General features: G+C 63.0%; 10 protein-coding genes. 7 read left to right on the forward strand and 3 right to left on the reverse strand.

Going from position 1 to position 15,261, the window contains the following annotated elements; translation table 11 throughout:
• The first annotated feature begins 55 nt into the window (after positions 1-55).
• Positions 56-2,212 carry a galactan 5-O-arabinofuranosyltransferase gene (locus QWU44_RS05900; RefSeq protein ID WP_370914749.1) on the forward strand — a complete coding sequence of 719 codons (2,157 nt, stop codon included), beginning with the start codon at positions 56-58 and terminating at the stop codon, positions 2,210-2,212.
• Positions 2,209-5,625 carry an arabinosyltransferase domain-containing protein gene (locus tag QWU44_RS05905; RefSeq protein WP_370914750.1) on the forward strand — a complete coding sequence of 1,139 codons (3,417 nt, stop codon included), beginning with the start codon at positions 2,209-2,211 and terminating at the stop codon, positions 5,623-5,625. The genes QWU44_RS05900 and QWU44_RS05905 overlap by 4 nt, the downstream gene beginning before the upstream one ends.
• A gap of 277 nt (positions 5,626-5,902) precedes the next feature.
• Here the strand turns inward: QWU44_RS05905 and QWU44_RS05910 are convergent, their stop codons facing one another.
• The 3 genes from QWU44_RS05910 to QWU44_RS05920 all read right to left on the reverse strand — a co-directional run bounded on the left by QWU44_RS05910 (position 5,903) and on the right by QWU44_RS05920 (position 8,618).
• Positions 5,903-7,018 carry a glycoside hydrolase family 25 protein gene (locus QWU44_RS05910; protein ID WP_370914751.1) on the reverse strand — a complete coding sequence of 372 codons (1,116 nt, stop codon included), beginning with the start codon at positions 7,016-7,018 and terminating at the stop codon, positions 5,903-5,905.
• A gap of 80 nt (positions 7,019-7,098) precedes the next feature.
• Positions 7,099-8,046: a PrsW family intramembrane metalloprotease gene (locus tag QWU44_RS05915; protein WP_370914752.1), complete on the reverse strand. Its 948-nt coding sequence runs from the start codon at positions 8,044-8,046 to the stop codon at positions 7,099-7,101.
• On the reverse strand, positions 8,043-8,618 hold the full coding sequence (locus tag QWU44_RS05920; RefSeq protein WP_370914753.1) for a hypothetical protein: 576 nt from the start codon (positions 8,616-8,618) through the stop codon (positions 8,043-8,045). The genes QWU44_RS05915 and QWU44_RS05920 overlap by 4 nt, the downstream gene beginning before the upstream one ends.
• Positions 8,619-8,766: 148 nt before the next feature.
• Here QWU44_RS05920 and QWU44_RS05925 point away from each other — a divergent pair, with 148 nt between their 5' ends.
• The 5 genes from QWU44_RS05925 to QWU44_RS05945 all read left to right on the forward strand — a co-directional run bounded on the left by QWU44_RS05925 (position 8,767) and on the right by QWU44_RS05945 (position 15,257).
• On the forward strand, positions 8,767-10,698 hold the full coding sequence (locus QWU44_RS05925; protein WP_370914754.1) for a M13 family metallopeptidase: 1,932 nt from the start codon (positions 8,767-8,769) through the stop codon (positions 10,696-10,698).
• A 270-nt stretch (positions 10,699-10,968) separates the two neighbouring features.
• Entirely contained in the window at positions 10,969-11,226 is a 258-nt protein-coding gene (locus tag QWU44_RS05930) for a hypothetical protein (protein WP_370914755.1), read from the forward strand.
• A gap of 112 nt (positions 11,227-11,338) precedes the next feature.
• On the forward strand, positions 11,339-11,869 hold the full coding sequence (locus tag QWU44_RS05935) for a PadR family transcriptional regulator (protein ID WP_370914756.1): 531 nt from the start codon (positions 11,339-11,341) through the stop codon (positions 11,867-11,869).
• Positions 11,866-12,567, forward strand: coding sequence for an ABC transporter ATP-binding protein (locus tag QWU44_RS05940; protein WP_370914757.1), 702 nt, complete (start codon positions 11,866-11,868; stop codon positions 12,565-12,567). Before QWU44_RS05935 ends, QWU44_RS05940 begins: the two co-directional genes overlap by 4 nt.
• Complete coding sequence (locus QWU44_RS05945; RefSeq protein ID WP_370914758.1) at positions 12,564-15,257, forward strand: FtsX-like permease family protein; 2,694 nt, start codon at positions 12,564-12,566, stop codon at positions 15,255-15,257. The genes QWU44_RS05940 and QWU44_RS05945 overlap by 4 nt, the downstream gene beginning before the upstream one ends.
• Positions 15,258-15,261 lie beyond the last annotated feature (4 nt).

The raw sequence follows: 15,261 nt of genomic DNA on the forward strand, positions 1-15,261 counted from the left end.
CGCACCCGCGATCCGTGTCCGGCGTTCCCCGACCAGGTGTGGGAGACTTGAACACATGACACACGCGACGGATGGCATCGCTGCCGACCCCACCCGGACGGCGCGCAACAGGGTATTCTTCGGCCCCACCGCCCCGGCGGGGGGTGCGGAGTTCACCTCGGACGCACTCAGTGACCGGGCCACCGTCCTCGCCATCGCCGCAGCCGGGGTCGGCGGCGGCGCGCTCACCTTGTTCTGCTGGTTCATCCTGAAGCTGACCCACCTCCCGGCATTCGGTGGTTCGCTGGTTTCCAGGGCACTGTCCACCACCGGCACCGTCGCGGTACTGCTCCTTGTGATCAGTCTGGTGTTCCTCTGGCTACGCGACGAGCACCACGACCAACTCCGATGCCGGGATAAAACTCCCGGAGTGAGGGTCTTCGCCCGCGGTCACGGGTCCGTGGTGGCCGATGAACCGGATACGGCTGAAGCCTATCCACCGACCACCGAACTCCCCGACAGTGAACGGATTCCTTCCTCTCGGCCCCGGTGGCGGGTGTGGCTCACTTATCTGGTCTGTTATCTCTCCCCGGCAGCACTGGTGGTTACCACCCTGGCACTGCCGCTATCCGCGACCCGACTGTACCTCGACGGGATCACGGTTGATCAGGGATTCCGCACGCAGTTCCTCACCCGGTTGACCGATTCCCCGGTCCTGAGTGACATGAACTACATTGATCTGCCCTCCTATTATCCCGGAGGGTGGTTCTGGTTCGGCGGACGTTTCGCTCACCTCCTCGGACTCGACGGCTGGGCGGCATTCCAACCGTGGGCACTGGTCTCCCTGGCGGCCGCCGCATCAATGGTCGTCCCGACCTGGCAGAGGATCTGCGGTTCACTGACCGTCGCCACCGGCGTCGGTCTCACGAGTATCTGCCTGATCCTCGTGATCGCCCCGCAGGAGCCCTACGCGGCAATCGTCGCGCTCGGTGTACCCGCCTCCACTGTTCTGGTGCGCCGAGCCCTCGACGGAAGCCGACTCGCGATCCTCGGCATGATCATCTATCTCGGCGCCTCCGCATCGATTTACACCCTCTACACTGCGGTGGTCGCACTGTCTATCGTGATCGTGACTGCGGTGTTCTCCGCGATCGTCGACAGATCCTGGCGTCCACTCGGCCGGTTGGTGCTGATGGGAACCGCATCCATGGCCATTGCGTCACTGGTGTGGGCACCGTATCTTCTCGCGATCGTGCGCGGAGAGCCGCACTCCGGGGCCACGGCGATGCATTACCTACCCTACGCGGGCACCCAGATCCCGATGCCAATGTTGTCCTTCTCCGCAGTGGGTGCGCTCTGTCTCCTGGGCACCATTTTCCTCGTGGTACGTGCGGTCGACCGGGATGTACGTGCGATGGGTATCGCCCTAGTGGTGTTCTACGGCTGGATCGTGGCCTCCATGATCGCGACTCTCGCCGGGAACACCCTCCTCGGGTTCCGGATGGACGCAGTGGTCACGCTGCAGCTCGCCACTGCGGGCGTGTTCGCGATCGCCGAGATCCGGCTCCTCGGACCAGACACCCTCTACCCACACCAGATCTCCGCACGGACCGGGCGGAGTGTCACTCTCGTCATGGTGACGCTGCTACTCATCGGCGGTGTCTCGTACGCACAGACGATCCCGCAGCGGAATCACACCGCAATCGACCTCGCTTACACGGATACCGACGGCGATGGTGTCCGTGCCGATCTGTACCCACCGGATTCCGGTGTTTGGTACGGCGAAATCGACGAGTTGATCCGCAGTAAGGGGTACATACCCAGGGACACCGTCGTACTCACCGACGAACACAACTTCATGTCATACCACCCCTACCGTGGCTTCCAGGCTTTCACCAGCCACTACGCGAACCCGCTGGGTGAATTCGATGTTCGCAACCGTGAGATCGAGCAGTGGGCCAGTTCATCGTGGAATACGCTCGCCGGAACCGAAGAATTCCTGGGTGCTCTCAGCCGTTCCTCCTACACCGCTCCGGATGTGTTCATCCTGCGGGGTGATGCGAAAGATACCGAAGAAGGCTGGAAATACGACATTGCGGAGGATATCTACCCCAACAACCCAAACGTCCGATTCCGGGGGGTGTGGTTCAATCCCGCGCCGTTCACGGCTGATGGGGCACCCTGGGATATCGAGCAGGTCGGACCGTTCGTGGTGGTGATCCGCAACCGATGAAGCGTACCGGGAGCTCTGACGTAAACTTGTCTGCTGTGTCAGCCACCGCCGTAACAACCCAGCCCACCGCGTCGAGACGGTTGCTCAACCTCGCCATCGTCAGTGGTCTCCTGGGGTTCCTCATGTTCGTGCTCACGCCGTTCATGCCGGTAACCCAGACCCAGTCCTCGTTCAACTGGCCGCAGAATAATTCGCTGAACAGTGTCAACGCACCGTTGATCAGTTACGTTCCACAGTCCATCGACGTTGCCATCCCGATCTCCGCCCTCCCAAAACTCAGGGAGAACGAGACAACCGTCCTCGGAACCTTGCCCGCGGACAGCGAGGACGCCACTACCCGTGGCCTCTTCGTGCGGCTCACCTCGACGGGTCTGGACGTCATCGTGCGTAACCAGGTCCCCTTCGAGCTCAGTGCTGAGCAGCTCGAAACCCTGCCACCGGAGGCAGTGCTCCGGGTCTCCTCCACGGAGAAGGAGACGGCTGTCCGTATCGACGGTGCCCGCGCCCCCGACGGCGGGGAATACATCGGCACCGTGAGTGATGATCAGCGCCCACAACTCACCGGTATCTACACAGAGCTGGCCGGGGATGAATCGACCACGCGACAACTGATTGACGGGGGCCTGGCAGCACACGTCGAAATCAACTCGCGCTTCACCTCAACGCCGAGTGTGCTGAAGTACCTCACGATGTTCTCGGGTCTGGCTCTGCTGCTCGTCGCCCTGTGGACACTGCACCGGATGGACATTCTCGACGGCCGCAGAACCCGCCGCTTCCTACCCGTCGGCTGGTTCCGGCCCCGGATCCTCGACGCCATCGTCGGCGGTGTGCTCTTCTGGTGGTACATCTTCGGTGCGAACACCTCGGATGACGGCTACCTCCTCACCATGGCCCGGGTTTCGGATCACGCCGGCTACATGGCCAACTACTACCGCTGGTTCGGCGTGCCCGAATCCCCGTTCGGTGCTCCTTACTACGATCTGCTCGGTCTGATGGCGCAAGTCTCCACCGCATCAATATGGATGCGCCTTCCGGAGCTCATCGCCGGGTTGCTGACCTGGATGATAATCACCCGTGAGGTGCTGCCCCGACTGGGATCGAAGATCAACAACCGTCGGGTCGCACACTGGACGGCGGCGTTCTCCTTCCTCGGATTCTGGATGGTCTACAACAACGGACTCCGGCCCGAACCCGTCATCGCCGTCGGTGCGCTGCTCACCTGGGTCTCGATCGAGCGTGCCATCGCCACCTCCCGGCTTCTGCCCGCAGCGATCGGTGTCATCATCGCCACCGTGTGCCTCGGTGCCGGCCCCACGGGCCTCATGGCGGTCGCCGCACTACTCGCCGGACTATCGGGCCTGATCAGAATCGGTCTGCGACGCATGCCACTGCTCGGTGCCGGACCAGGCTCTTCCCGAGCGACGTCGATACGCGCGACTGCGGCGATGCTCTGTCCCTTCTTCGCCTCCGGAACCGCGATTCTCCTCGCGGTCTTCGGCGACCAGACTCTCGGTACCGTCCTCGAATCCATCCGGGTGCGCTCCGCGAAGGGCCCGTCGCTGCACTGGTACGACGAGTGGGTCCGCTACGAGACTCTGATGCAGCAAACCGTCGACGGATCTTTCGCCCGTCGGTTCGCGGTACTCATGCTGTTCCTCTGCCTCGCACTGGTCCTTGCCAGCGTGCTCCGCAACGGTCGCGTCCCCGGTTCTGCCAAAGGTCCGTCCATGCGGCTCATGCTGGTGTTCTTCGGGACGATGTTCTTCATGATGTTCACGCCAACGAAGTGGACCCACCACTTCGGCGTGTATGCCGGAATCGGCGCCGCACTCGCCGCACTCGCCGCCATCGCCGTATCCAACATGGCGCTCAAGAGTGCCCGCTCCCGCACCCTGTTCATCGGTGCGATCCTGTTCCTACTAGCCTTCTCCCTGTCCGGAACCAACGGCTGGTGGTATGTCTCCAGTTACGGCATCCCGTGGTACGACAAGACCATTCAGTACCGCCACATCGAGGCATCGACCGTGATGCTGTTCATCGCTCTTGCGGTACTCGCTCTCGGCGCGGTGCAGTCCTTCGTCTCGGACGTCGGAACAGCACGCGCCGCTGCCCGAGGCCAAGCCGAGGAATACGCGAAAGAGAAGCAGCGGAAGCTGCGTCGCTTCGACGGGCTTGCGGCGTCACCGATCGCGGTCGTGTCCGCACTCGTCGTGATGTTCTCCGTACTTTCCCTCGGCAAGGGGTTCGTCGACCAGTATCCCGCCTACTCCATCGGACTCGGTAACGCCCGCTCCTTCGTCGGAGATAGCTGCGCCCTCGCCAATGATGCCCTGATCGAATCCGATACGAACGACAGTTTCCTCACGCCCGTCGGCGGCACCTCCCTCGGAGACTCCCTCGAGAGCGAGGACAACCGCGGTTTTGACGCCAACAACGTTCCCCCATCAATCAACTCCTCCGGTGTGGACACCACCGCCACAAGCGCAGGTTCCATAGCCGGTGCCACTGACGATGACACGGCTTCCGGGGAGACCGGCGGGCAGGATTCAGGGTCCGGCGGCGGCGTCCGTGGCGACGTCGGCGTCAACGGCTCCGTCGCCCAGCTCCCGTTCGGAATCGACTACCGCAAGGTACCCGTACTCGGTTCCTATACCTCCGGCCCACAATTCCCCGCCGAAGTCACCACCTCCTGGTACCAACTTCCGGAGCGCCGCAAGGATGCACCGCTCCTCGTCGTGTCCGCAGCCGGTCGCATCAAACACGATGACATCAACGGTGTCCGTCAGGATGGACAACAGCTCCTCATCGAGTACGGAACACGGGGACCCGGTGATAGGGTGACCGACATCGGAGAAATCGAACCTCTCGACATCGGTCCAGCTCCCGGATGGCGCAACCTCCGTGTCCCGTTGGACCGGCTACCTGCGGAGGCGAACGTCGTCCGTATCGTCGCAGCAGACACGAGTCTGGACCCCGAGCAGTGGCTCGCGATCACCCCACCGCGCGTCCCCACCCTGAAGTCCCTGAATGAGGTCGTCGGTTCCGAAGACCCCGCGCTACTCGACTGGTCCGTATCCCTGCAGTTCCCCTGTCAGCGCCCCTTCGACCACTGGGCCGGTGTCGCGGAAACCCCGCTCTGGCGGATCTCCCCCGATCATGGTGGAAAAGTCACCCTCTCTCCGTGGCAGGATTACAGCGGCGGTGGTGTCATGGGTGTCGCGGAGGCCATCAACAAGGCCACTGAACTACCGAGCTATCTCAAGGACGATTGGCACCGCGACTGGGGATCCCTGGAAGCCTACGAGCTACGGACCAACTCCCAGGGTGAGGCTCCCGTAGACGCGGTGATCGACTACCGTACCGAACAGCGTTCCGGTTTCTGGAACCCCGGCAAGATGAAGATCGAGGACTGAACCAACCACCAGTGAACAGGTTCGCGGAGTCCCCATGGGAATCACCCAAGGGGACTCCGCTTGTTTCCATCTCGCTCGCCTCTGTCCTCTGTAAGCGTCGTAGGGGCGGCGAGGTACCAGCACCGCGTACACCCGCAAGCGAAACACTCTTCCGGGGCCTTGCCCATCACCGTTGCCGATGAAGACGCGTCTGGGTACGAACACGAGAAAGAGAGTGACCCCGACAATCGGGATCACTCTCTTTACTACTGCTTACTACTGCGTGAAAATCAGCCCCTTAGCCGATCTGTTCCGCAAAGTGCTGCGCGTTCTTCAGTAAGATCAGCAGATCACCGATCGTGTATTCACCGGAATCATGCATCGTCTGCAGATCAGGTACAGGTAGATGGCCGCTGTCCACGAGAGCCCGGACCCGATTGACTATCTCGGTCGCAGGCACCAGATCGACGCCCTGGCTCTGGGCGATAGCCACGAGGGTTCCCACCGCTAAAACTCCGGCGGCAACAGCGAGGATTGCACCGACGAGTTCCTGGTTGCTGCTTCCCAGCGCCTCCAGGCCGGGGAGCCCGCCACCGATAGCATCAAGATCAATGCCCGTGGTCAACACCTCGCCGAGGTTGACGTTGGCCCCCGAACTGAACTCATCAAGCTGCCCGGGACTGCCGTTGAACAGATTGATGTCGGTGGCCGTGGCGATACCCGGTACTACACCGTTGTCGGCACGCTGCCAGAAGGTCATGTAGTTCCAGCCGCCGGGAATGCTACTCGGAGGCCTATTCTCGTAGGCGGCGAGCCAGAGTGGGTAGTCACTGAATTCGGAGGTATTGTCCATGTTCACCCGCCAGAAGTACCGGTAGGTGTAGATAATGGGCTTCCGCCCCGTGAGTCCCTCGATCTCGGTAACAAATTCGCGCACCCAAGCCCGTAATGCAGCCGGGCTGAGGCCTTCCGCGTGCTCGATATCCAGGACCGGAGGCAGCGAGGGCTGGGGCTGCATCGCGAGGGTCGCAGCATATTCAGCCGCCTGCACCGCCGCAGACGAGTTTGGGCGGGCCATGTGATAGCTACCGATCAGCATGCCTGCGTTACGGGCCTGCATGGAGTCAGACACGAAATAAGGATTGATGTAGCCGTTACCTTCGGTTGCCTTGATGAAGGCGAAACGGTGGCCGGATGCGGAGACCTCACGCCAGTTGATCGCGGTGCCATTAGGGTGTTGCCAGCTCGCGACGTCGATGCCCCGCGGCGAGGAAAGACTGAAAGCAGCGGCTTTCGGCGCAGCCGACAGTGCCACCACCAGGGTCAGCGCGGTCAGGAGTGCGGTCACGGGAATGAGAACGGTCCGGTGTCGGGCCGTGCGCACGGAAGTGCGATCGTGCGTGAAAAAGTACATATCAGTAAATCTACCCACACATCACATCAATCCCATTATTCACACCTGCACCAGAGGAAACAGTGAGGGGTATCACGACCTCAGTCCTTGTGCCCACCCCCATCCGCGCGTGAATGGCCCCCTACACTCAGCACCTCAAAATCACGGTGATCCAGTTGCATGACCGAAGCCACTGGGCGATCGAGCATCACGTACCCGGAATCTGAGCGGGCGGCCCGCCAGGCACGGACCAGTACCCCGATGAACAACGGGTAAATGACAAGCGCGATCCCAACCAACGCCACGAGCGCGACTTTCATGTCATCGTGCATGATGTTCCAGCAGAAATGAGCCAGGAACGCGACGCCGATCCAGAGTGCCGCCGTGCCCACACGCCATAGGAAACTGCGGCGAGCGGTGAATACCGCAACCCCGATACCCCAACCAACAAGCCCAGTGAATAATACGTGCAGGAATGGGCCTGCAATCATGCGCAGTCCCCACATCTCCAGCATCCCGTCCATGTCACTGACCGGGTGATACAACGCACCGATCACCGCGTAACCGGCGTTCTCCACCACCTCGAATCCGATTCCGACGAGGACACCTGTGGCCAAGCCATGCCAGGGCCGCACCAGTTGACGAAAACTGAATAGGATGATCAAGACGCCCAGAGACTTGATCGTCTCCTCCGGGTAAGCACCACCCCAGGATGCCTCGAAGAGATCCAGCCCGAGCCGCGCAGGCAAATCCATCGACGCCGTCGCCAACGGGAAGACGAGCAGCGGCGCCACTGTGGCACCCCACAACAGTGACGTCACGACATACCCGGCACCGGCGCGAGGCCAGAGTGGAGTCAGTCTGATCGCCGTGACCACGACACCGAGTTCCACCGCAGCCAACAGAACACTTCCCCCGATAACCCCAAACGATGGCATCTCGCCATCAGTGGCCAAACCGGCGAACAGCGATATCACCACCACCAGCACGCCCCCGACCAGACCGATACCGCTAAATATCCACAACACGGTCCGCAGCAACCTATTCATACCCGCGTCTCCGACGTCAGTACTGACGGTAGCTCCAACTCGGTGACATCACGCTCACCGTTATTGCGTACCTGTGGCAGAACGAGGTCAGTGTAAGCGTCACCCCGTTTACCGAAGACCGCGACAACCAGCAGCTCGCCCTCATGATCGCCTGTGCCAGGCAGCGCCAGACCCGTGAACTGTTCCTCCGGTTCCTCACCCGAAAACATCACCATTCTCGTCCCGTCTTCCTCCGGTTGGTGGAGTTCCAAGAGGTCGCCGTCCCGCATCACCTCAAGTTTCTTCGCCTCAAAGATCCCCATCGCGCGCATCATTCGGCGCGCGGCGAGTTCCGGATCCGGGACATCCTTGACAACCAGAGACTTGATCTGGGTTCCATCGCAGTCCCAGCCCCCCTCCATGACCGTATCCTGGAGCTTGTCACATATCACCGGTTCCCCGCCCGCGTACCGCAACGGAATCTGCCATCCACCGCCGATGGAATCTCCGAGAATCACCTCACCGACGGATCGTGCGGACCCGGGCAATCGGTCCATGACGAGCAGCGGAACCGATATCACTAGCATCAGCACACCGATCAATTGTGCGACGTGTGCAGGCCGGAAGTGCGGTTTCAGACGGTATTGTCCCACGCCCGTCGATGATACCTGTACGGAACAGTGAAGATTACGGCCCGCAGGACGGATTCCACGGTTACGGGAAACCCGTACAGTTGACTTTATGAAAGATCTCTACCGCTATGTGAACGGCCCCTGGCTCGACTCCCACGTCATACCCGAAGATCGGGGTGTCGATGGCAACTTCCACAAGCTCCGCGACCGCGCGGAGGATGACGTCCGCGCCATCGTCGAGGCCGACACCGGGCGCGCCGGAATCCTCTACGACAGCTTCATGGACATCGAGGCCATAGAAGCCGCCGGAGCCGCCGCCCTGGATGCCGATCTGGACCAGCTCAATGTGGACACGCCCGAAGAACTCGCCGCCGCCCTGGGGCGCCTCGACCGCGAGGGCATCGGTGCCCCCGTCGGTTTCTGGGTGGAGAAAGACTCCGCGGGTGAGGAAGCACTGGCCTACCTCGTCCAGTCGGGACTCGGACTGCCTGATGAGGCCTACTACCGGGATGCCGCCCACGCTGAAACTCTGGCCACCTACCGCAGTCACGTGGCGACCATGCTCGACTTCCTTCCTGTGGAGCGTCTGGGCGGACTGTCCACCCAGGACGCCGCCGAGCGCATTGTCAACGTGGAAAAACGTATCGCCGCCGGGCACTGGGATGTCGTCTCCTCACGCAATGCGGTGAAAACGTTCAACCCCACCGAGTTCAACGAACTCCCCGGTCTCATCGGCACCCTCTGCGCGGCATCCGGGCTACCGGAACACCGTCTCATCGTGATGATGCCCTCCTACCTCGACCACCTGGATCAACTCCTGAGAGAAGCTGACCTCGTCGACTGGAAACTCTGGGCTACCTGGCACATCCTCAACGGGCGAGCCGGCCTGCTCACCGACGAGATCAGCCGAACCAATTTCACCTTCTACGGAACCGTCCTGCAGGGTGCCACCGAACAGCGGGATCGCTGGAAGCGCGGTATCGGGCTTGCTGAACGCTTCGTCGGGGAGGAAATCGGCAAGCTGTTCGTTGCCGAGCACTTCCCACCCGCCCACAAGGAGAAGATGCTCACCCTCGTCGACTACCTCATCGAGGCATACCGTGAACGCATCAGCAATCTGGTGTGGATGACAGAGGAGACCCGGAAGAAAGCACTGGTCAAGCTGGACAAGTTCACCGCGAAGATCGGATATCCCGACAATTGGCGCAGCTATGAGGGCCTCACCTTCGAACCCGGCGGCGCCAACCTGGTCACCAACGTCCGCCGGGGAAACGCATTTCTCCACGACTATGAGCTGAACAAGATCGGCAAGCCCGCCGACCGTGACGAATGGGTAACCACGCCGCAAACGGTCAACGCCTTCTACAACCCCGTTGTCAACGACATCACCTTCCCCGCGGCAATCCTTCGCCCGCCGTTCTTCGACCCCGAGACCGATGCCGCCACGAACTTCGGCGCGATCGGGGCCGTCATCGGCCATGAGATCGGCCATGGTTTCGATGACCAGGGCAGCCAGTACGACGGCGACGGAAACCTCAACTCCTGGTGGACGGATAAAGACCGCAGTGCTTTCGAGGAACTTACTTCCCGTCTGGTCAGTCAGTTCAACGGGCGTGTACCCAGCGTGTTGAGCGGCACAGACTCCACCGGAGTAAACGGCGAGTTCACCCTCGGGGAGAACATCGGGGATCTCGGCGGACTTGGTATCGCCGTCGTCGCCTACCGACGCTACCTGTCGGATCAGGGCCTCGACTTCGATTCGGCCCCCACCGAAACCGTCGACCACGAGGGTGGTGACCCGGACATGGAGAGCCGTGAGTTCACCGCTCTGCAGCGTCTCTTCATCTCCTGGGCGCGGGTCTGGCGGACGGCCGTCCGCCCAGAGCTTGCCACCCAGTATCTCGCCGTCGATCCCCATTCACCTGCCGAGTTCCGTTGCAACATCATCGCCGCGAATGTCGACGAGTTCTACGACGCTTTCGATGTCCACCCCGAGGGACCGATCTTCCTCGAACCCGGACGCCGCGTCACCATCTGGTGATACCGGCCCCGAGAGAATGACCCCCGGATGACAAACCATCCGTCGCCCTGTGCACAGCCTGCGGCACATGGGCGACGGCAAAGCCGAAAAACTGGCTGAACATCATTCTGGAGGTCTTCGTCTTCCTCATCTACTCGTCCATCGCCACGAAGTCGGTGACGGGCCGTTCCCTCGTGTCCACGTCCCGGCACTGGACGGCACACCTCCCACCAGATGGTGGACAACCCAGACTCATTCCGATGGGCTCGGGGCCATGTCCGGAGCGGGGCTTTGAGGGGACTGGAGGGAATCGGATCATCATACGACAGGTGGGGCATCCAGAGCGTACTGGCGTTGATCGTCGTCTACCCCATCTCCAGGGTGCTCGCTCCGGTGGTGTGGCCGAAAGGTGTATTCACCTTCGACCTCATCGGTCCACTCGGTTTCTTCGCGCTGGCCGGCGCCGCGGGCGGAGCCGGGTGCGCCGCACTCGTCGGATTACTGATCGCGGCCATCGCTGAGTCTGTACGCGCGAAGAACCAGCGGTAGAGGCGGTTCAGGCTGCCCCACCCGGGACAATAGAACCAAGGTGGTTACCAAGTAAGTTACCGGGTAACATACTTGGTAACCGCACCACGCCCGATTGTCTAAGGATCCGACGATGTCAATAAAGTTCGCGCTACTCGGACTCCTCGATGACGAACCCTGCGGCGCAGGGAAACTCCGGCAGCGCTTCGAAGACCGCACACAGGGGATCTGGCCGATGAACATCGGGCAGGTCTACCAGACGATCCAACGACTCGACCGCGACGGACTCATCGAGAAAACCGGAACCGACACCACCTCCACCCACCCCGCCGACATCTACACCACCACCGAGGCCGGACGAGCAGTCCTGGAGCAGTGGTGGAACGAGCCGACCCTCCGACCCCGCAACGACCGCGACGATCTGGTCATCAAGATCGCCGTCGCAACCGTCATCCAGGGGGTTGACAGCCGGGAGCTCATCCAGCGGCAACGCGAGGCCACGATGCAGGAGCTCCGCGAGATCACCCTCGCCAAGGCCTCGATCCCCCCGGCCCGCACCGCGCAACGTCTCCTACTCGAACGCCGCATCTTCGACCTTGAGGCCGAGGCACGCTGGCTCGACCACATTGAAACCCTCGCCGACCCGGAAGGCCTCCGATCATGACCACCTCCCCCATCCTCACGCTGGAGAACGTCACCCGACTGCACTCCGACGGCCCCAACACCATCGCGGCCCTCGAGAATGTCAGCCTCTCCGTGGTCCCCGGCGAACTGGTCGCCGTCATGGGACCCTCGGGCTCCGGGAAGTCGACCCTCCTCAACGTCGCCGGAACCCTGGACACCCCGAACCACGGCCGCGTCATCATCAACGGGCGGGACACCGCAGGACTCTCCCCCACGGAGCGCGCCGCAATCCGCCGCCGTGACGTCGGCTTCGTCTTCCAGTACTACAACCTGGTCCCCACGCTCACCGTCGCGGAGAACGTCGCCCTCCCCCTCGAGCTCGACAACGTATCCCGCCGCGAGGCACGCACCGCCGCGCTCGCGGCGCTGGCGGACATCGGCCAGGCCGAACTCGCCGATCGCTTCCCCGCCGAGGTCTCCGGCGGCCAGGCGCAACGAGTCGCCATCGCCCGCGCCCTCGCCGGTCAGCGTTCCCTACTGCTCGCCGACGAACCCACCGGCGCGCTCGACACCACCACGGCGGAATCGGTGATGATGCTCCTGCGCTCGCGGATCGACGCCGGCGCAGCAGGCCTGCTAGTCACCCACGAACCACGCTTCGCGGCTTACGCCGACCGCACCATCTGGCTTCGCGACGGACAGCTCGTCCAGCACCGCACCGGGAGGGACGCCCGATGAACGCCTGGCTCACCTCCGCCCGGATCGCCCGGCGCGACCTGATCCGCCACCGGTGGCGTTCCCTCGCCGCCGTCCTCCTGTTCGCCCTGCCCGTCATGGCGGTCCTCGTATTCACGGGAGCCGTTCTCAGCGAGAGAACCAACCAGGGGACCGATCCCACCGGCGGCTACGACAGCGTGTGGCTCGATCACACGCCCTGCACCGCTGGGGACGACCTCTGCGAAGGGCCCGATGCCGCCACCGTCGCGAAGACCGACCGTCAGCGGATGTCCGAGAACCTCGGAATGGACCCCGGCACCCCAATCGCCACCTTGGACACCGAGGTCCGGATATCCACGCCCGAAGGCACCAGCTTCAACCGTACCGCGACCGCGCTACCGGACACCGTCACCGGAGCACCGCAACCCGGTTCCTTCATGACCTGGGGACACACCGCGAGAGGCCTCGGTCTGGAACCCGGTGACACAGCGACCGTCACGGTTCTGGACAGTGACGGTGCCGGACACTCCCTCGAACTCACCTACACAGGCCCGACTCCCAGCGGAACATTCCTGTCCCTCGCCGACGTCCCGGGGGCACGGATCATCGACGATCCCGCCTTCACCGGTGCCCCCGAGACGTCCCCGTGGCAGGTCAACTATCTGATCCCCCCGGGACTCACCGACCGGACCGCTGATGGTGAGGTCTTAGAACGGGCCGGCCGCACCGGTGTCGACATCAGTTTCCGAGCGGCGCAGGGTGAAAAAACGGCCCCCATTGCCCGGGACATCCTCCGGGGACTGACCAGTGACAGTGCCCTCCTGAACTGGATACTGCTCACCTTCGCACTCCTGGTCGTCATAGCCGTCGTCACGCCAATCTTCGCGGTCGCTGCCAGACGTCAGACTAGGCTCATGGGTCTGCTGTCGGCCACCGGCGCAGCGCCGACGCATCTGCGCCACGTGCTGCTCATCCAAGGGCTGATGGTCGGCGCCGTGGGTGCGGTCCTCGGCAGCGTGCTCTCCCTCCCCGTCGAACGGGTGCTGATCGGGCTTACCGATCCCGGGTCCGCGGTCTACTGGCCCTGGGACCTCGCACTCCTGGTCATCATCACCTCACTGATCGTCGGTGTCGGAGCCTCCCTGCTCCCCGCACTACAGATGGGGCGGCAGGATCCGGTTGTTGCACTCCGTGGCGGACGCAGCACCAGGATCCGCCGGTTCTCCCGGCCCATGATCATCGGACCAGTGATCATGCTCATCGCCGCATGGTGGGGCGTCACGGCCGACTCACCGTTCATCCACGCCCTCACCCAACCTCTGCTCGGATTGGGGCTAGTCCTGTCTGCCCCTGTCCTACTCTGGGGGACAGCCGCCGTCGCCGCACGATTCCCCCTCCCCGGGAGACTCGCCTCACGCGACGCACTACGTTCCATGACGAGGACCGCTCCCGCAGTCGGAGCGATCGCCGGCATCACCTTCGTCTCCACCACGTTCCTCAGCATCTTGTGGCTCCCGTCGACCGTGTACGAGGGCGAGAACAGACTTCCGGACGACGCCGCACTGTTCACCACGACAGGCGCGATCCAGCTCACCCCCGATGCCGCACACCGACGCATCGACGGGATCCTCGATGCACCCCGCACCGCACAAAGCGACATCCTCACCCCCGAACCAGGACTGTGGAACACCACTGACTGGGAGGGGCTCGCCGCCGCCGGCAGCGCGACCGCCGACGACGAGTTCTACCTCGACCCCCCACTGTTCCAAGACTGGAACGCCCATGGTCTCCCCGGCATCCACACCAACGTACTCATTAACGACGGCTCAGCGGTCACCGCACTGGAGGGACTCACGGACAGACAACGCGCCGCGATCCGCACGGCGCTGGACAAGGGCGAGATCGTCGTCACCGATCCGGACCTCACCGTCGACGGTCAGGCGGCATTCGGCAGAGAGAAGCGACGGAACCACGAATCCCCGTCACCCCGGGAAAACGAACACGCCACGCAGACCGTGAACACAGGTGGATTCGCCCACCGCGGCGTCACAGCGACGGAGGAACCGCGGAACCACGAGGTTCTCACCCACCCGGCGACGGTCATCCCCCTCGACGGCCCCGGTGTCTGGCTACTCACCCCGGAGACCGCCACCGAGATCGGCATGAGAACCACCTACGCGGGCACCCTGGTGCGTACGTTCGACCCGATCAGCACCCTCGACTCCTTCCGGATGAGCACGGAAGTGAACAGGGACCAGCCGCTCCGGGTGGAAACGGCCAACGAACCGCCCTACCAACAGTTGACCTGGATGATCCCACTACTGATCACCTGCCTGATCAGCTACGGCATCGTGGTACTGCTCATGCTGCTCACCGCCGCGGAATCCCGCAGGGACACCGATGTCCTCACGGCGGTCGGTGGATCACCCCGGGTCCTCGCCCGGTACGTCGGCGCACAGGGCCTGATCATCGGACTCGGCGGAACGATCTCGGGAACCCTGGCCGCCTTCATCCCCGTCCTGGGCGAGATGCTCGACGGGGGTGGGAACGGTTTCCTGGAGGGGGTCTTCCACCAGGTCAACGCCGTTCAACGGTGGACCAACCTCCTGGCCACCCTCATCGGCATCCCGCTCCTCGCCTGGGTCACCGGCCTGGCCATCGGTACCTGGATCGCCAGGCACCGACGTCCGTTAAGCGAGCGGCGGGACTAGGGCA

It is taken from the genome of Corynebacterium sp. CCM 9203, assembly GCF_041357675.1.
GTDB lineage: Bacteria > Actinomycetota > Actinomycetes > Mycobacteriales > Mycobacteriaceae > Corynebacterium.